17 protein-coding genes are annotated in these 19023 nt (G+C 43.0%); 12 read left to right on the top strand and 5 right to left on the bottom strand.

The genetic code is table 11. From position 1 onward, the window contains the following. The first annotated feature begins 11 nt into the window (after positions 1-11). Positions 12-686 (top strand): C39 family peptidase, encoded by a 675-nt coding sequence (locus tag G511_RS0116750; RefSeq protein WP_028470665.1) that lies wholly within the window; start codon positions 12-14, stop codon positions 684-686. Positions 687-715: 29 nt separating this feature from the next. Further along, positions 716-1195, top strand: coding sequence for a hypothetical protein (locus tag G511_RS0116745; RefSeq protein ID WP_028470664.1), 480 nt, complete (start codon positions 716-718; stop codon positions 1193-1195). Positions 1196-1434: 239 nt separating this feature from the next. Here G511_RS0116745 and ccoG read toward each other — a convergent pair whose 3' ends face one another. Further along, on the bottom strand, positions 1435-2793 hold the full coding sequence (gene ccoG, locus G511_RS0116740; RefSeq protein WP_028470663.1) for a cytochrome c oxidase accessory protein CcoG: 1359 nt from the start codon (positions 2791-2793) through the stop codon (positions 1435-1437). 147 nt (positions 2794-2940) lie between these two features. On the opposite strand from ccoG, the gene G511_RS0116735 reads away from it, so the two are divergent. Then, positions 2941-4407: an aminotransferase-like domain-containing protein gene (locus G511_RS0116735; protein WP_028470662.1), complete on the top strand. Its 1467-nt coding sequence runs from the start codon at positions 2941-2943 to the stop codon at positions 4405-4407. A gap of 50 nt (positions 4408-4457) precedes the next feature. Here the strand turns inward: G511_RS0116735 and G511_RS0116730 are convergent, their stop codons facing one another. Both G511_RS0116730 and G511_RS0116725 read right to left on the bottom strand, forming a co-directional pair. Next, positions 4458-5177, bottom strand: a complete 720-nt coding sequence (locus tag G511_RS0116730) for a cupin domain-containing protein (protein WP_028470661.1) — start codon at positions 5175-5177, stop codon at positions 4458-4460. A 43-nt stretch (positions 5178-5220) separates the two neighbouring features. Further along, positions 5221-5988, bottom strand: a complete 768-nt coding sequence (locus G511_RS0116725) for an SDR family NAD(P)-dependent oxidoreductase (RefSeq protein WP_028470660.1) — start codon at positions 5986-5988, stop codon at positions 5221-5223. Positions 5989-6143: 155 nt separating this feature from the next. Here G511_RS0116725 and G511_RS0116720 point away from each other — a divergent pair, with 155 nt between their 5' ends. Beyond that, positions 6144-6521, top strand: coding sequence for a winged helix-turn-helix transcriptional regulator (locus tag G511_RS0116720; RefSeq protein WP_028470659.1), 378 nt, complete (start codon positions 6144-6146; stop codon positions 6519-6521). On the opposite strand, the gene G511_RS0116715 is transcribed toward G511_RS0116720, so the two are convergent. Then, positions 6518-7291, bottom strand: a complete 774-nt coding sequence (locus tag G511_RS0116715; RefSeq protein WP_028470658.1) for a sulfite exporter TauE/SafE family protein — start codon at positions 7289-7291, stop codon at positions 6518-6520. The genes G511_RS0116720 and G511_RS0116715 overlap by 4 nt on opposite strands. A 175-nt stretch (positions 7292-7466) precedes the next feature. On the opposite strand from G511_RS0116715, the gene mtnK reads away from it, so the two are divergent. The 5 genes from mtnK to G511_RS0116690 all read left to right on the top strand — a co-directional run bounded on the left by mtnK (position 7467) and on the right by G511_RS0116690 (position 12270). Then, positions 7467-8660 carry an S-methyl-5-thioribose kinase gene (gene mtnK, locus G511_RS0116710; protein WP_084629144.1) on the top strand — a complete coding sequence of 398 codons (1194 nt, stop codon included), beginning with the start codon at positions 7467-7469 and terminating at the stop codon, positions 8658-8660. A 34-nt stretch (positions 8661-8694) separates the two neighbouring features. Beyond that, positions 8695-9738 (top strand): DUF2157 domain-containing protein, encoded by a 1044-nt coding sequence (locus G511_RS23205; RefSeq protein ID WP_051222184.1) that lies wholly within the window; start codon positions 8695-8697, stop codon positions 9736-9738. A 1-nt stretch (position 9739) separates the two neighbouring features. After that, complete coding sequence (locus G511_RS23985; RefSeq protein ID WP_051222182.1) at positions 9740-11371, top strand: GDYXXLXY domain-containing protein; 1632 nt, start codon at positions 9740-9742, stop codon at positions 11369-11371. Positions 11372-11408: 37 nt separating this feature from the next. Continuing rightward, on the top strand, positions 11409-11780 hold the full coding sequence (locus G511_RS0116695; RefSeq protein ID WP_028470655.1) for a diacylglycerol kinase: 372 nt from the start codon (positions 11409-11411) through the stop codon (positions 11778-11780). A gap of 262 nt (positions 11781-12042) precedes the next feature. Beyond that, positions 12043-12270: a hypothetical protein gene (locus tag G511_RS0116690; RefSeq protein WP_028470654.1), complete on the top strand. Its 228-nt coding sequence runs from the start codon at positions 12043-12045 to the stop codon at positions 12268-12270. Between the two features lie 120 nt (positions 12271-12390). On the opposite strand, the gene G511_RS0116685 is transcribed toward G511_RS0116690, so the two are convergent. Further along, positions 12391-15099 carry a nitrate reductase gene (locus tag G511_RS0116685; RefSeq protein WP_028470653.1) on the bottom strand — a complete coding sequence of 903 codons (2709 nt, stop codon included), beginning with the start codon at positions 15097-15099 and terminating at the stop codon, positions 12391-12393. A 383-nt stretch (positions 15100-15482) separates the two neighbouring features. On the opposite strand from G511_RS0116685, the gene G511_RS0116680 reads away from it, so the two are divergent. The 3 genes from G511_RS0116680 to G511_RS0116670 all read left to right on the top strand — a co-directional run. Further along, entirely contained in the window at positions 15483-16523 is a 1041-nt protein-coding gene (locus tag G511_RS0116680) for a mechanosensitive ion channel family protein (protein ID WP_028470652.1), read from the top strand. A 925-nt stretch (positions 16524-17448) separates the two neighbouring features. Then, positions 17449-18639, top strand: coding sequence for a diaminopropionate ammonia-lyase (locus G511_RS0116675; protein WP_028470651.1), 1191 nt, complete (start codon positions 17449-17451; stop codon positions 18637-18639). Between the two features lie 101 nt (positions 18640-18740). After that, the coding region (locus tag G511_RS0116670) for an IS3 family transposase (RefSeq protein ID WP_028470650.1) at positions 18741-19023 on the top strand (283 nt) is incomplete at its 3' end.

The following is a 19023-nucleotide window of genomic DNA, read 5'->3' as shown; positions in this document are numbered from 1 at the left end:
AAGGACTATTTATGAGAGTATTAGTATTTATATTTTTGTTGTTTTTTATTCATTTAAAAACTCAAGCGATTGAGTTGAATGGATTTTCAGTAGGGGGGAACTATAGTATTCCCGTCGTGAGTTTTAATGAACGAAAATTCACAACCGTTTATAAACAGAAATATGATTTTAGCTGTGGATCCGCAGCGCTAGCCAGCCTTCTTACGTTCCATTATGAAGATGATATTAGTGAACAAAATGTATTTTTAGATATGTTTAAAAGAGGTGATAAGTTAAAAATTCAGCAGCAAGGGTTTTCATTGCTTGATATGAAACGATTTTTAGAAAGACGTGGATATCGATCAGATGGATTCAGAATGAGCCTCGATAATCTTAAAGTCCCTGCTATAACAATAATAAATAATAATGGGTACCTCCATTTTGTTATTATTAAAGGAGCTAGTAATACTGAAGTGTTGGTAGGGGACCCATCTGTAGGTGTGAAAGTAGTACCGCGTAGTGATTTTATAAAGATGTGGGAGAAGCGAATACTATTTTTAATAAGAGATGATAACAGCATCGCTTCTGAGCATTTTCAAGACTCCCGTGAGTGGAACGTTCGTGTTAAGGCTCCTTTGGACACAGTCATTAGTCGTGCAAGTTTGGGTGCATTTAATCTATTACAGCCAGGTAATTATGATTTTTAGGGGTAGTATTTTTATAGGGGAGAATTTCGATGAATACTCATAGTGTTTTTATCCCTGCGCTGTCTATATGTAGCGTGCTAATGGCTAGTTTTTTAGAAAACAGTGTTTTTGCAGCAGAAGCCTTAGATCAAATACAGGTTGGTGCCGATTGGGAGAAAGTAGGTGATGCAGAGTTGGATAGCTTACGTGGTGGTTTTACTTTACCAAGCGGCTTAGTAGTAGATTTTAGTTTTGATAAAAGAGTATATCAAAATGGTATTGAGTCATTTTACTCATATTTTGAGCTACCAAAAAATACTGAGTTAAGCCGTAGTCGTACAGAAATATCTGACTTAGCGTCAGATTTTACTAATATGGTGTTGAATTCTGTCACACAAAATAGATTAGATAATCAAGTCATAAAAACGTTGAACACAATCAGTATCGACATAAGCAATGTTAAAAATGCGCAATTTGACATTAATAACGCCCATACTTTTAGGGATTTAGTCAGCCCAACGTATAAATAAATTCTGAGCTCTCTATCAGCTTTTTATTCATCAACCTCTCACCTGTTTTTTTCACTGCTATTGCCGGTTCTCAAAATACGATAATTCGTTGAGCAGATTAAGTGATTTTTGGCTTCGTTGTTTATAAAACAGGTGCGCCAATAATAAGAGTTCGTACCCAGCGCTCTTTAGTAAGAGCGTGGGTACTATGAAATAAACTAGGCCTCTTGTTAGTAGGGCGAGTAAAGCTTGTAATTAATTCAGCGAGCTGACGTTATAAAAGTAGTCTTCTTAATTGTTTCGAAGTTGTTCTCCTGAAAGTGTATCTGGAGCTGATTATTTGACGTAGACGTGGGTTGAGCACACACTCTATAAGGTAGCCATTGCGCAAAATTAGATTTTTCTATTCTTTTCATGCCTTCTAGGTATGCGCCTGTTATTCCCGAAACTGACAGGTTTAATGCTTGAAGCTCTGGGTTGAAACTTTCTACCTTAAATAAGTAACGGTTGCAGACTGTTTCTTCATCAAGTTGGTGGAACAGTGCTCCCCGGTCTCGTCTGATCTCTACTAACAGTTCTGTTTTATCGGTAAACCCATAAACTACAGCCGCGATGGTTGTCAGCGATACTAATAGGTAAGCGATCAGGCGAGGTCGCCAAAGTGGACTGCTAATTTTTGCTAATTGGTCTTCGGAGCAAAACCGAATTAAGCCTTTGGGGCGTTGTATTTTTGTCATCACGGCATCGCAGGCATCAATGCAGGCACCGCAATCGATACAGGCGGCTTGCAGGCCATCTCTAATATCAATTCCTGTTGGACACACTTGCACACAAAGGCCGCAATCTACACAGTCGCCGCTGCTACCGTCAGAAGATCGTTTATTACTACGAGGCTCTCCTCGACTTTTATCATAGCTAACGGTACGCGTTTGGTCATCAAACATGACGCCTTGAAAGCGAGAGTATGGACATGCGTGTAAACATATCTTTTCTCTTACGAGCCCTGCATTAAGGTAAGTCAGGGCTGCCATGCAGACCAACCAGCCAAGGGTGCCTGTGCCTGCTTGCCATGTGAATAAGTCTGCTACGAGTTCGCGAATGGGAATAAAGTAGCCGGTAAAGGTCACTGCTGTAAAAAGAGCGAAGCTAATCCATAAAAAATGCTTACTGATACGACGCAAAAGCAGGATACCGCGTAACGGTTGGCGTTCTTGGCGTGCACGGATATTAGCGCGCCCTTCAGTCCATTGTTCTATGCGGATAAATACCCATGTCCAGATGCTCTGTGGACAAGCGAAACCACACCAAACACGTCCCCAGCCTACCGCCATAAAAAATAATAAGCTGGTGCCTGCAATCATGATTCCTGCCAGTAATGGTAAATCATGCCATGACAGAGAGGTTCCAAAAAGCAGTATACGTCGCTGCCCAAAATCAAATAACAACCAGGGTTGCCCATCAACTTGTAGCCATACCAAGGCGAAGTAAACAAACAGCAATGGCCAACTGATTAAACGACGGGCTTGCTGAAACAAACCTTCGGTTAAACGAACATGGATTTTGCTATCAACGGCAAGCGTAGAAGCATCGATAATTTGGACTGGAATCTTTTGCATCATTCACAACTTAGCTAATGAGAATTAGGAGGTTGAAAGCATATAGAAGAATAGAAAATAGGATCAGGCATAAAAAAATAAAACTTTTGCGGTACAGATTGTTTTGTTAATGTTTAATTACATGGCAGATATCAACAAGGTTTAAAAGTAATGAGCAGAGAATACCGATACCAGCGACTTGAAACATGGTTACTTGATGGTATTGCTGGAAAGCGCTGGAGTGTCGGTGAGCGTTTGCCCTCTGTGCGTGAAATGTGTGCTGAGCAACAACTTTCTAAAGCGACAGTGCTCCATGCGTACCAAAGGTTGGAGGCGCGCGGACTCGTTGAAGCTCGCCCTAAATCTGGCTATTTCGTTTTACCAAACACTGCTAATAGAGCTGTCCCGCTAATTGGTAACGATACAGTTGTAGCGCCTGCTCCTGTCACTGTGAGTGATGTGGTTATGGATGTTATGTCCAGAGGCGCTGCATTTGATATCTTGGCTGGATTACAAGCGCAGCGCAGACCCGCTCAAAGCTTTAGTGAACAAGCCTCACTTGATGAGAACATAACTGAAACAAGTAACGCAGGGGTAACGGCGCTGAACCGCAGTGTCGGGCGTGCTCTGCGTAGCCAGGCGGATAGTGCACACCATTACTACGACGAACCCGCTGGAGACAACGTTTTACGTGAGCAGTTAGCGCAGCGTTATCGTCGCTATGGCTGTGAACGCAATGCTGAAGATTACTGTATTACCGCTGGTTGCCAGCAATCACTGTTTTTGGCGTTGATGGTATCTTGTCAGCGCGGTGACATTGTTGCTGTTGAGTCGCCGGGCTTTTATGGGGTTTTACAATTGCTTGAGCAATTGGGTCTACAAGTTGTCGAGATACCCGCTTCGCCGGTTACAGGTTTAGATGCTGATGCGCTAGAGCGTGCCTTACAACAATGGGATATTCGAGCGTGTGTCGTGACACCTGCCTATGCAACACCGACAGGCGCCAATTTACCGTTAGCAACACGCAAGAAACTTCTCTTATTAGCCGAACAGTATGATCTGGCCTTGATTGAGGATGATATATACGGCGAGCTGGGTTTTTTAGGGCGCCCCGACCCTTTGAAGGCAGAAGATAAAACGGGTCGTGTCATTCTTTGTAGTTCTTTCTCTAAGAGCCTTTCACGTGATTTAAGAATTGGCTGGATAGATGCAGGTCGTTGGCATAACCAAGTAAAGCGTTTGAAGCTAGTCACCTTGCTAGCGAGCAGCCGTTTTGTCCAACAAGGCCTTGCTAGTTTCTTAAAAGATGGCGGCTATGACACACACCTTCGACGCCAGCGAGAACAGCTGCGGTTGCAACGCGATCAACTCGTTAACTTTCTGGATGAGCATTGGGCTGCTGATATTCGCTTTAGCGTGCCTGAAGGAGGTATGGCGATGTGGTTACAGCTTCCCGAAGAGATAGATACACTGGCAGCATATGGCGTAGCACTTAGTAAGGGAGTGGTGATAACACCGGGGTCGCTGTTCTCTTCAAGTGATCATTATCGTAACTGTTTGCGCTTGAGCTTTTTGCACCCTTTAACAATGGCACGCCAAGATGCATTGAAAACATTAATGGGAGTGCTCTCCCATTAATGTGCTTTGATCTTGTAAATTGCATTAAATAAACGCTTCGATCATCTCGTTTATTTATCTAAAGATGTGTCACCAAGTAAGCGTGATAGGTGGCCAACTTTTACCAAAATCAAACAACCCTCGTTACTAAAAGGTTGATGTTTGCTGTTATGCGGAGAGCGTACCCAAGTGCCTGTGGGGTATTGTCCAAACTCGTCTTCGAATGTGCCTTCAAGAACCAGTATTTCTTCACCGCCCATATGCCTATGAGTACTGAAGCGCGTGCCTGTTTGCCAGCGAACGAGAGCGGTGTGTTCTGCGCTATTTTCTGATACGAACTCGTGTAGTGGCATAACACTTAAACCATCGACTAAACCGGGTAGCCAATCAGTATTGATTGTATCCAGTACAATCTGTTGTTGATCATTCATATCAAACATATTGAGTTTGACGAGTAACTCGCAGCCAACTGTACTGCCGGGTGTATGGCTAGAACCCGGTGGGTTCCGTAAATATGTGCCGGCAGGGTAGCTGCCATTCTCGTCTTCAAAAACACCGCTTAACACAAAAATTTCTTCACCTTGTGGGTGTGAATGTTCGGGAAAGAATGTTCCTGCGTCATAGCGCACAATACTGGTGACCTGGCCTTGCTCTGCGCTTTCGCGTTCTAATGGTTTACGCCAAACACCTTGAGCTGGAGAGGGGAGCCATTCGTTGCTGGCTGTTTCAATAATACAGCGTTGCAGACGGTCCATATTTATCGGTGCGAAGTTGCTTGTTGTGGCTGTCATTTTATGGCTCCCGGGTAGACTTTTCTAATTGTGTTTGCGGGTGTTAATTGCGTCCAGCCATCACACCACCATCAATATTCCAAATTGCCCCTGTCACCCAACCTGCTTTATCCGAGAGCAAGAATGTAATGGTGTTAGCAATATCCGCTACTGTACCAATCCGGCCTATGGGATGGAAAGCACTGAATCCTACAAGAGTTTGATCTAGCTCACTAGGATCAATAAAGGTTTCATAGATAGGCGTTTTAACAACAGCCGGAGACACTGCATTTACCCGAATGTTTGAGTCTGCTAGCTCAATAGCTAGGTGTTGGGTAAAGGCGTGTAAGCCTGCTTTTGCCATGGAATAAGCAGAAGAGGGTGTTGCTTTAATGGCTTGATGTGCCCACATAGAACCGATATTGACAATTTCACCACCGTTGTGAGCCTGCATATTTTTAACCACGGCCTGAGTTACAAGGAAGATGGATTGATTAAGGCCCATATATAGCTCGTAATCATCAACACTATGATCAAGAAAAGCTTTTGGATTAAAGTAGCCGGCAGCGTTGACCAATTGTTTTATATGACCTTGAAAATTATTGATGCGAGTTATCAAGTGTTCTACGGCTTCATGTTCATATAAGTCTTCTTGCCATGTCAGTACATTAGTAAATTGACCCAATTTGGCTTTTGCGCTTGCGAGTTTCTCAGTATTACGGCCAACAATGATTATGGAATGCCCCTGTCTTGCTAACTGCTCTGCTGTCGCTAGCCCCATTCCGCTTGACCCACCGACTATTAAGCTATGTGCATTATTTGTTGTCGTCATGTTGTTGATCTCCTGAATTGTGCTTTATTAGATTGAAGATAAAAGGCACTATTAAATTAGTGATACGAGTGATTTGTGAGGCAAGCATATGAAGAAGCTTACTGCTTGAAAACTAAGTACAAATGAGTGGGGTAGGTACTTTTTAGTACATCTTTATGAAAACTAATGAGAAAAAAATTCTGCGCCGAACAGCACCTGTTCAAGCAACACGGATGGTTGAAGCAATCTTTGGCTGTAAATGGTCTTTAACGGTGTTCACGTTATTAACCGATGGAGTGAATCGGCCAGGCGAAATGGTACGAAGCGTTGATGGTTTGAGCACTAAAGTGTTGAATGAGTGCTTACGTAGACATATTGAGTTTGGTATTTTGCAGAAAAATTCATTCGCAGAAATACCGCCACGAGTAGAATATGAGTTCACACCCTTTGGCAGGAAGTTCTTGAAAGTAGTGGGCGATATTGAACAGCTTCAACAAGATATTGGTGAAGCTGTTGATCTGCCTAACTCAGAGAATAGGGCTAGTGAAAACTAGCCTGCATAAACATCAAAAAAGAAGTAAAGCGTTGTAGCTATGCTCGCAACAATCACAAAGTTCCTTACCTGTTGTTGAGGCAGTTTGCGTGAAACATGTGCTGCAACATAGCCGCCGGCTAACGTACCGCACAATACAATAGTGCCTTCGTACCAAGCAATTACATCGTTATAAATAAAGAGAATTATGGCAATGAGCGAAACCGATGATGACACTAAAAGTTTTAGGCCGTTCATTGCGTTGATATTGGTATAACCTGCCAATGCTAAGTAACTCAGGCTGATAATGCCTAAGCCTGCATTAAAGAAGCCGCCGTATGTAGCAACTCCCAATAGTAATAGTGATAGCAATATGCCGCCAATCGAGGATGCATGGCGATGACGAGATGCCAGCCTTTTTAACCCCGCATTAATTTGTCCGCCAAAAATAAAGAGAACAGTGGCAAAAAGTAGCAACCAAGGAATTGCTTCCTCAAAAACTGTTTCGGGTGTTTGCAGTAATAGCCATGCTCCTAAAATACCGCCAATCAAGCTGATAGTCACAATACGCACTAGCTGGTCTTTATGCTGGGCAATCTCCTTTCGAAATGCATATGTGCCACTCATATAGCCTGCGCACGAAGCAAAAGTGTTAGTTGCATTGGCTGTAATAGGAGGGATTCCTACAAAAATGAGCGCAGGAAATGTAATGAAGCTTCCGCCACCTGCGATAGAGTTGAGTACTCCACCAAAGAAACCCGCAAGGAACAAAATGACTAATTCAAATGACATAGTTAACAACTGCCCTGTGACCACCAAAAAGAGCTAGACGATAGCACAGTCACTGTTGGCTTAAGTAGATACAGATGATACATAAATTAACCCATTCAGATATTTAACTTTATAGATGTTTTTTTTCTGGCAAACTGGGTGGATATTGAAAAAGCACCTGTGAGAATTGACTGTTATGACCAATGCTAAATTTGCCAATGATGCTGAAATAATCGAATTTGTACTGACCAATACTGAGCTGTTCACTGATACATCTGCTTTACGTGTTGAAGAGATTGGCGATGGTAATATTAACTTTGTTTACCGAATTACGAATGACCATCAAAGCGTTATTGTTAAACAAGCGCTGCCATATGTACGCATTATTGGTGAGGGTTGGCCATTATCGCTAGACCGTATTCGTATTGAAGCACAGTGCCTTCAAGAAGAAGGTACTTGGGCTGCTGAGTATGTACCCGTTGTTTATTATTTTGATCAAGCACGTTCCGCGTTCATTATGGAAGATATAGGTGATCACGAGAACTTACGTCACGCCCTTATTGCACGCCGCCCGCTGCCTGAACTAGGGCGCCATTTAGGTGAGTTTTTAGCTGAGTCTTTGTTCCATACGTCTGATTTTTATCTAGACACTTATCAGAAAAAATCAGCCGTAGCTGACTATATTAACCCCGACCTGTGCAAAATTACGGAAGAACTCTTTTTCTGGGATCCGTTCTGCGATCACGAACGCAATAGTGTTAATCCACCATTACAAGAAACGGCGCAAGCACTGTGGCAGGACGACTTGCTTAAAGTCGAGGCGGCTAAACTTAAATACCATTTCATGAATGATGCACAAGCTTTGTTGCATGCGGATCTTCATGCAGGCTCTGTTTTTGTCAAAGCAGATGGTACTAAAGTGATTGATCCTGAATTCGCTTTTTATGGACCGATGAGTTTTGATATTGGCTCTATTATCGGTAACTTGCTTATCAATTTTGCAGGCCAATTAGGGTTAGAAGGAGATCTCGACGAGAAGCAGGCCTATCGTGAATTTCTGTTAACCACGATTGATAACTTATGGAGCACATTTGCTGTGCGCTTTAAAGAACTCGTTAGTAAGAAATGTAAAGATCCTGTCTTTGCTGATACCGCCTTTGTCGATGTTTTTATCGAATATACATGGCACGAGAGCATGGGATATGCGGGTACAGAAATAATCCGCCGTACCATTGGTTTAGCTCATGTGGCTGACTTGGATTCAATAGAAGATCTTAATACGCGTGCCATATCAGAAAAATTTGCACTGGATCTTGGCAGTGCATTGATCAAGCAGCGTCAAGATATTAAATCACCACAGGTCCTAAAAGCACTGGTTCAAGCAATATAACTAAGTATGTTTGGGATGGCAAAGGAAGAGAAGCGTGACAGACAACCGCAGGCAAATTTTATCCTGGGCAGAACAGGGGCTTATTCAAGGAGATGTAGAGGAGGCGTTAGCGGCAACTCACTCACGCCCCGCTAAAAAGGATTGGTTTAGTTTTATTAGCCAGTTTTTGATGTGGACAGGTGCCGTTGCTATTGCGGTTGGCATGATCTTCTTCTTTGCTTTTAACTGGGATGCCATGGGGCGTTTTGCTAAGTTTGCTCTGCTTGAAGCCATTATGCTGGCTGCTGCATTCATTTATTCTCGTCTAGATTGCCATCGTACATCTTCAACGGTGTCTTTATTAGGAATGGCTCTGTTAACGGGGGCATTGTTGGCGCTAACCGGGCAGACTTATCAAACTGGAGCTGACCCATGGCAGTTGTTTGCTGTGTGGGCTGCACTTATTACACCATGGGCGCTGATTGGTCGATCCAGTACGTTATGGATTCTTTGGATTGCTCTAGTCAACTTATCGATGATTCTGTATCTGAACACTTTTCGTGGGCTGTTTGGCTTTCTGTTTCGTGAAGAAGAGTGGTTGTGGATATTCCTTGCAGTAAATACCGCCTTTTTAGTCTTCTTTGAAGTACTGGTGTGCTTTGGTAGCCAGCAAAACGTTTCAGATAAAAATGCTAACACCAGCGCTTTATCCGTAGCGTTAGATAACCGGCAAGCAGCACAAGTCTCGGCATTAATTGGCGGAATCACGGTGACTTGGATCGCGATTCTTGCCATTTTTGATAACCATGATACGGCTTGGGGGGGGCCTGTTTATGTGACGTGGATGGCCGCTGTTTTTTACTTGTACCGTTACAAAGTGCTGGATCTTGTGTTGTTATCTGGCTGTGTATTAAGTGGCATTTTAGTGGTGACATTCTCTCTGGGCTGGATGTTTGAAGATGTCTTGGATGACGGGGCCTTTTTGTTAATCAGTATGGCTATTATTGGCTTGTCTGCTGCAGGGGGCATTTGGTTGAAGAAGCTGTCTCGTCAACAAACAGCTTATGTAGAAAAAGACCAGAAAAGTGAGGAGGCGTAATATGGACTCCTCAACGAATGCTTTGTGGGAAACGCTTAAGCGCCAGCAATTAGTCTCTGGAGACATACCCACTAATACAGATGATTCGCTGCATGACAGTACGCCTTGGTACATCGCTTTAATGCAGGGGTTTGCTGGATGGATCTCTGCATTTTTTATGCTGGGTTTTGTCGGATCGATGTTTGGATTTTTATTCCAATTTGATAACGAAATAGCGCTTATTGCGTCAGGTCTTATCTGTTGTACGGCCGCTTACATCTTGTTTCGGACTCAACCAAAAGGCATTTTTGTTGGTCAGTTAGGCTTGGTGTTTAGTTTAACCGGGCAGATGCTGGTGGCGTGGGGTTTATTTGATTGGATATCCTACCAATCATTTATGGCATTTTTTCTGTTGGCTGCTTTTCAGCTAGTACTAACTCTGCTTATGCCGCATTTTATTCACCGTGTTTTAAGCTGTTGGTTTGCCATGATTGCTCTTTTTTGGGGCCTCAATCAATTGGGTATTTATGGCTTAGGCGCTGCTAGTTGTTGTGTTTTATTTACGCTGGTATGGATAAATGAAAATCACTGGAAGCGCTTTTACTCACTCTGGGAGCCTGTAGGTTTTGGGCTAGCGTTGGCATTGGTGCAATTTAATGGGCACATTCTCTTTAGCGACGATTTGCTATCTTTCTATGATAAACAAGGTGCTAATACTTGGTGGGCAATAGCACCCTGGATAACATCGGTATTAGTGGCTGTTTCATTCGCGCTAGTGATCCAAAAAATCTTTGTGCAATATCAACTCTCGTTATCATCTGTAACAGGGCGTTTGGTTGTTCTTGGTGGTGTTTTACTTGTTGCCTCTGGGCTTATTGCTCTAGGCACCAGTAGCGCTCTGCTTATTTTGCTGGTGGGTTTTGCTTACCAGAGAACAAGCCTTAAAGTACTAGGGCTACTCGCATTAATATCGTTTGTCTCTTGGTATTATTACAGCCTCAATACTACGTTACTGCTTAAGTCATTCATCTTGGTGGGTACTGGTATAGCATTATTACTGGGGCAATTAGTAGTGCGTGCAATTTTAAATAGCCACTCAAGTGATAGTGAAAAGGAAAGTGTTTTCTTACTGTCACGCCTCTTAAAGCGCTCAGGTATGAACAGCACTAAATGGATCGGCGTGATTATGATCTGTTTTGTTTTAGGCGCTGTAAACTTTACCATTTTTAAGAAAGAGCAAGTATTAGCATCGGGTAAGCTAGTCTTGTTGCAGCTTGCGCCGGTTGATCCTCGCTCGCTCATGCAGGGGGATTACATGCGTTTACGCTTTGCTCTGCAAAGGAAAGCGTTTGCAGATAAATCGGTGGAGAGTGAAGAAGGTTTTATTATCGTCAACCTAGATGAAAATAGCGTGGGTCAGTTTGCTGGTTTTTACCAAGGCGAAACACTGGCGAATAATCAGGTGAAAATGCAGTATCGCGTGAGAGATGGAAGCGTTAAATTTGCTACCAATGCTTTCTTTTTTCAAGAAGGAACCGCTCAAACATATGAACAAGCCCGTTATGGCGAGTTCAGGGTGGCCAGTAACGGGGAGCTTCTGTTAAATAATATGCGCGATAAAGACTACAAAATTTTAGGCTACAACCAACCATAATCTGGCGACCTAAAGCCTAGAAAACAAGGGATAAGTAATGGCAAAGGTAACTGGCTTAGCACGGTTCTATTATGCAACGAAATACTCAATCAAAGGGATAACTGCTGCGTTTAAGCATGAACCCGCTTTTCAATATGAAGTGTATGGGTTTTTGGTATTGTTCCCGGCATCGTTCTGGGTTGCCCAAACAGCAACACAGTGGGCGCTATTGGTCAGTGTTTGTTTGCTTGTCTTAATTTTGGAGCTTATAAATTCTGCTATTGAAGCGGTAGTAGATAGAGCCGGTACTGAGTTTAATGAATTGGCAGGGCGCGCAAAAGATTTAGGATCAGCGGCTGTTATGTTTGGGTTGTTTATAACGGCGGCGGTGTGGGGCGGGGTTATCTGGGATAATGGCGGTCTGTTTTAGGCCGCTTGGTGCCAGAAGCGGACATGGATGTAATAAATCTGAAGATTATTTTTTCCAGATATCAAACCACTAAGTAATTCACAAAGGTACTGCAATTGATCGATTGACACTCAGGGATGCAATTGGCCCTTTTATGTTGTTTCGTTAATATCAATTTCACCATCTGATGAGCTTCGTACGTGACGGACACGGGTGGGCCATTCTAACAGCGACCTGCTTGGCTCAAACGCTCCATACCTCGGGTGAAGCAGGAGTTAAGGTTATGGAACTGGGTAATAGCCGCCACTCCAGAACTATTCAGCTGATCGCACGCAAAGGCGAGTTGGGGGGGATCCCGGGCAAGATCGCAGCATTGATTCAGTCGATTCTCGTCAGCGATATTTTGCCTAAGTTACAGACGCAGGCTCCCTGGATAACTGACGAGTTATTCAACGTAACGCTACCCGTTCAAAATTTAAGGGCTCCTCGGTTAACGGATGATTTACGTTAAATTGAGCTGATATCAGCTTGGCGGTGGTAAACACCTCCGCAAGCTTTGAATAGGTATCGGTTTTCTTAAAGGTTAGGCTTATGGCTCGTCGTAAGTGGGCATTGTTGATCATGCTATTGGCTAAGCGGTATTATCCGTCTCAACAGCTGAGCTTACAGCGTCAGGATTATAGTCATTTACGAGTGTTCGTAGCTCCGGAATACAGGAGCCACAATTACTACCGCACTTTAATTTTTCTCCTAAGCCCCCAACACTGTTTGCTTCACCATTTTGTAGTGCATTAATAATGGTTTGCTCGCCTATCTGGTAACAGGCGCAAATGGTTTTTCCTGTTTGTAGCGATGGGTCTGCAGGGTAGCCTGCGAGTAATCGTAACCGATCCTGATTAGGTGAACATTCTGTTCCAATCTGGCTTGCTAGCCACGTTTTATCGTATTCTGGCAATGCTGGCCCGCTAAGCAAAACCACTTGTAGCTTATTACCAATAAAGCCAGCGGCACTTAAGTATTGCTGCTCTGAGTCAACTAAGTGCACCCACTGGTCAACCTTTGGATATGCAGCGGTTAGCCATGTAAGTGACGGTGATTTTTCAAGATCAATAAGCTCCCACAAGGTGCAGTTGGCTAATGGGGTTTTAAACCATTCCATCCTTTTATCAGGTACAAAGTCAGAAGCACTGAGTAAAACTCCCTGCCAACGGGGTGTTAACGGTGTGATAGTTACAGGGCTATGTTTAAACTCAGGCTGGCCAGATAGTGCGTCTTGAATGGGGCGTACCAAGCTATTTGCACGAGCATGGCTGGCAAATGCATCGCTCCAATGCATTGGTACAAATACAGAGTCCTTACGTTGTGCATCACTAATATTGGCGCGTGCAATGTATTCGATTCCTCTATCCTTGAGAGATACCAGTGAGGCGTTTTTGATCAACAGTTGCTCTGCAGTCTCAGGGTGGATTTCAATCAAAGGTGTGGCGATATGTTCCAATAAGCGGTGTGCTTTACCGGTGCGTGTCATGGTGTGCCACTGATCTCTGATGCGGCCTGTATTAAGAATCAACTGGTCACCGCCGGCTGCATAAGTAGGTAAGCGGGGGGTAATAGTAATGAGATGTGCCTTATTAGACGCCGTATAAAAGTGCCCGTCGTCAAAGAAGCGTTTTCTACCTTTAGGGTAGGTACTATTAACAGGCCACTGAATCGGTTCAAGATTTTGGTATTCCAGATCGCTTATCTCTGCAAGCCCAGAAATATCAAAGTCACGTTCACCGTTACCGGCAGCGCGGTTAACACTGTTGTTTTCAAAACCAGACAGTGCAGCATGTTCACGAAATATATCGGCGCTAGATGCAAAATTGAAGGCATCATTAAAGCCCATACGCTTTGCAACTTCACAGATGATTTTCCAATCATCTTGCGCTTTTTCAGGTGGACGAAGAAAACGGCGTTGCCTAGAAATTCGCCGTTCTGAATTCGTTGTGGTTCCGTCTTTCTCTCCCCAGGTGGTTGCAGGCAAGCACACATCTGCAAATTGCAGTGTATCGGTTGAGTCGCTTGAATCAGATACAATGACTAAATCACAATGAGCGAGTGCTTGCTTAATCTTGTCGGCATCTGGCATAGACACAACTGGGTTCGTCGCGATAATCCAAATCGCTTTTATCTGCCCACTACCCACGGCATCAAACATATCTACCGCTTTAAGGCCTTCTTTTTGTACTAGATTAGGAGCATTCCAAAAGCGTTTAACTTTATCCAGACTGTTTGGGTTTTTTAGTTCCATGTGTGCAGCAAGTTGGTTGGCCAAGCCACCGGCTTCGCGTCCACCCATGGCATTAGGCTGACCCGTAATAGAAAAGGGTGCTGCCCCAGGTTTACCAATTTTCCCGCTAATTAGGTGGCAATTGATAATGGCATTACCTTTATCGACACCGCTGGATGATTGGTTAATTCCTTGTGAGAAGAGGGTGACGGTGCACTCAGTATTAGCAAACCAATGATAGAGTGTTTTAAGGGCTTCTGCTGATACATCACAATCAAGTGCCGTTTGTACAAGGGTCTGCTGTTGCACACTTTCAGATAAGCTATCAAACCCCTCACAATGCAGGTCAATAAATGTCTTATCAATTTTTTTATTGGCTATCAGATGGTGCGTTAAACCATTAAATAGAAAGCCATCACTACCAGGCTTTAAAGGTAAATGTAGATCAGCAATATCACAGCTGGCGGTTTTACGTGGATCGATGACGACAATCTTGATTTCTGGGCGTTCTGCTTTAGCTTTTGCTAAACGCTGATAAATAATAGGATGCGCCCATGCCAAATTAGAACCCGTTAGTATGACTAAATCAGCTAATTCAATATCTTCATAGCAGCCCGGAACAGTATCGCTACCAAAAGCACGTTTGTGCGCGGCTACAGCAGATGACATACATAAGCGAGAATTAGTATCGAGGTTAGCTGTACCAATGAAGCCTTTCATTAACTTATTGGCTACGTAATAGTCTTCGGTCAGAATTTGTCCTGATACATACATGGCTATAGCGTCAGGGCCGTGCTTTTCGATAATATCGGATAGTTTGCTAGCAACATGAGAATAAGCAGCGTCCCAATCAACATTTTTGCCTGCAACTTTTGGGGAAAGCAATCGTCCTTGGTGGCTAACGGTTTCGTCTAAAGCTGAGCCTTTAACACAGAGTCTACCTTGATTTGCTGGATGTTCAGTTGAGCCACTAACCGCTATCAAATTACCTTGCTGAACTTTGGCATCCACACCGCAACCTACGCCACAGTATGGGCAAGTGGTTTTAATAGTCTCTGTTGTGATCATCTTTATTCCCAAAAAAAGCGCTATGCAGGAGTGATCCTGAAATAGCGCCATTGCCAAGTCTTCTCAATACCGAGAACAAATATTTGTACGCAGCATACGTACATGTCTAACCATGTTTATCAACATAGCTACTGCATAATTAATGCCAATGCAGTGTTTTGTTTAAAAGTAATTGGTATATCTTGTTGTTATTAAAGGGTTTTTAATGGGATTTTTTAAATGCTAATAGTAATGCCCATGTACATAGAATGTGTTCTTGGTGGTGCACCAAAATGAAAACTGCACCTTTGTAGTACTTAACATGTTGTAATACAGCTAGATTTTAGCTGAGATGCTTAACTAATAATAAGCAGAACTAAACAATAGGATGCGCAGAGGCTTTTATGGATAGTTTGGTTGATCAGGTTACTTTTATAGCGCCTTCATTGGCTGTTAGCGTAGTGGTGGTTGCGCTTCTATTTATGGCAAATTGGGCTTTATTGAGGCGTCACCCTGCATTGGGTAACGAAAAAAAGCTTCCACGACAGCTTACTTTATTAGCGCTAACACTTATAGGTTTTGTCGTGATTACTGTTGCTCTGCCGATTAGTGATACTGCACGTAACCAAGTCATAACGCTTGTAGGTGTGTTGCTTTCCGGGATTGTTGCATTCTCATCGACAACCTTTGTTGCCAACTTTATGGCAGGGATTATGCTTCGTATGAATCAACCGTTTCGAACAGGTGATTTTATACGGGTAGAGGATCACTTTGGTCGTGTTTCTGAGCGCGGTTTATTTGATACAGAAATCCAAAGTGAACATCGTGCGCTTATTACCTTACCCAACCTATACCTTGTGTCTCGCCCGGTAGAGGTTATTAGTAAGTCAGGTGCAATTATTTCTAGTACTTTAACCTTGGGGTATGACGTCCACTATTCACGTATTGAGTCATTGTTAATCTCTGCGGCTAAAGCGACAGATCTAAAAGACCCATTCGTGCAAGTCATTGAACTGGGTAATGATGCGGTCACTTATCGTGTGAGCGGGCTATTAATCGATGTAAAAAGCATGCTGACAACACGTTCTTTACTGCACAGAGCCATGTTAGATGCATTGCATGATGGTGCTGTTGAGATAGTGTCCCCGACGTTTGTTAACCAACGGCGCATGGATGATCACGTTAAAATAGTGCCAGGGGCGGGGGTAAGACAAGCAGCAGAGGTTTCATCTATTCCTGAGGATATGATTTTCGATAAAGCTGAAAAAGCTGAACAACAAGAAGCCGCTCAAGAGCGTTTGAAAAAAGAGCTACAAACATTGGGAGAAGAACTCAGTGTCGCTAGTGGAGATGAAAAAGCTAAAATCGAAGTTCATATAGAACAAGTAAATCAACAGCTCGATAATGTTAGTGAGCTAAAAGAAAAAGCAAAAAAAGAGTACTGATTGTCACACAAGCCTGATGGTAGCTTTGACGTCAAAACACCTAGGGTAATGGTGTGTTTAAATTCTTAATCCAATGATGCGAAAGAGGAGCTGGATTTGAGTTTTATAGAGTAAAGCTCAAACAATAAAATAAAAAGGTAATGTTATTGATTGTGATTATCATTTGCGTTAATATGATTTTGCTCAACAAGTTAAATCAGATCTCACCTCTGATTTGCTTCATCTTCTTTTGTTGGTGCAGGCCACAAAAGAAACACGGTTCTTGTCATTTACAGGGTAACTTTCGGGTTACCCTTTTTTTTTGCCTAATGGTTTTGTTGGTTAACAATTACTAACTCTTTGAGTTTACGTATTAATAATTGTTAGAATTAATAAGTGCTATTGATTGTGATTATCATTTGCATTATAGTGGTTTTGTTCAACAAGTTAATCAGGCCTCACTTCTGATTTGCTTCATCTTCTTTTGTTGGTGCAGGCCACAAAAGAAACACGGTTCTTGTCATTTATAGGGTAACCTTCGGGTTACCCTTTTTTTATGCTCTTGTTTAGCTTGCTACACTGCTGAGTATCGGCTTATATAATTTCTTGTGATTAAAGCGCCATAATTTATCCCTTTAGCTAGCTAAAAGCTTATTTGAGGATAATAGTCATTATTTTACATATTCTAATGAAATTCCTTGTCATTGTGATGGATTAGAAGGAATGCCCGCAGAGCCATTTCATACAATTTTTATAGTCATAACCTCTCAATAGGGATTAATAATTCCGCTGAAGTAGGCTATGGGGACTTCTGGTCTGACATAGACAGAAATTAAAATAAGATGAATGGTGATTTGTCTTTTGTAGTGTTGCTAGCGAGAGATATGTAACTTCCGGCTAAGTAGCTACAAAGAAAGCACCATGATAACCAAAGGCATTGATGATTATGTTAAAACTGAACGGGACTCTGACCCATTTTCCAAACCCTGTAGCTAACAGTAAAAATGTATATTCTGATGCACAGCGAGATGTGATTAGTATTGCCAAAGCTGCCAATGCTATTGCTGATATCAAAACGTGGCCGGCTTACTCTGAAACGCCTTTGCATTCATTAGCAGCTATGGCCAACGATGCGGGGTTGGGTGCGCTTTGGTATAAAGATGAATCACAGCGTTTTGGTTTGAAAAGCTTCAAAGCGCTCGGTGGTGCTTATGCCGTGGCTTGTCAGTTACAAAATGTTTTAGAAGCTCAGCTGGGTAAGCGTCCAAGTATTGCTGAATTATTAGATGGACAACTAAAAGATGCCTTATCTGAGATAGTTGTGAGCTGTGCAACCGACGGTAACCATGGTCGTTCTGTTGCCTGGGGCGCGCAGATGTTTGGTTGTGGCTGTGTTATTTACATTCACCGCGATGTATCTGAAGGCCGTAAACAAGCCATGCAAGCATTTGATGCTGAAGTGATTCGTATCACGGGTAACTATGATGAATCCGTACGTCAGGCAGACCTAGATGCTAAAGCGAATGGCCGCATCATTGTTTCTGATACTAGCTATGAAGGTTACATGGAAGTGCCTAAAGATGTTGCTCTAGGTTATACCGTCATGTTGGCTGAAATTGTTGAGCAGCTAGAAGGTGAAGTCCCAACTCATGTATTCATCCAAGGCGGTGTGGGTGGTTTAGCCTCAGCTGTAGCGGGTTATTTTTGGGATCTTTGGGGTGAGCGGCGTCCACGCTTTGTTGTGGTTGAGCCTGTTGAGGCTAACTGCCTACAGCTTAGTGCCAAAGCTGGTAAGCCAGTAATTGTTGATGGTGATCTGAATACCTTAATGGCAGGTTTAGCCTGTGGTGAAGTGTCAGCGCTTGCATGGGAAATTCTCTCAAATGGTGCTGATGACTTTATGACATTAAGTGAAGAAGCCGTTGCAGAAACAATGCGAATGCTAGCGACAGGCTATAAAAGTGATCCTGGAATTGAGGCCGGTGAATCAGCTGTGCCTGGTTTGGCGGCGGCGGTTATTGCAGCCCAGCAAGTTGAGTTTTCTAACGCGCTAAACTTGAATGTTAAAAGTAAGGTACTTGTAATAGGTACTGAAGGTGCTACAGATCCAGAGTTGTATAAGCAGTTAGTTGGCTAATTTGCTGCTGCATACTTTACAAAAAGCCTCGTAACTACGAGGCTTTTTTATATCTAAGTATTGTCCCGTCCTGAAATAGGTTTACATATTGAGGACCTATTATGGACACATCAACCCCCACGCATCATAAGCGCAGTCAGTGCGATTACACAATGGGCTTTAAATTGCAGGTTGTAGATGCTGTTGAAAAAGGCGACATGACCTATAAACAAGCTCAAAAGATATATGGTATTCAAGGGCGATCTACCGTTCTGACTTGGTTAAGAAAGCACGGCAAGCTAGATTGGTCCCAGCCAACGCATAGAATTATGACTAAATCACCCCAAAGCAAAGAAACGCCAGCCCAGAAAATTAAGCGCCTAGAGAGGGAGCTTGAAGATGAGC

Origin of the sequence: Neptunomonas japonica DSM 18939, assembly GCF_000422765.1 — a bacterium.
Classification (GTDB): Bacteria; Pseudomonadota; Gammaproteobacteria; order Pseudomonadales; family Balneatricaceae; genus Neptunomonas; species Neptunomonas japonica.
The sequence above is the reverse complement of the archived record's forward strand: the minus strand, read 5'-3'. Positions and strand labels throughout refer to the sequence as shown.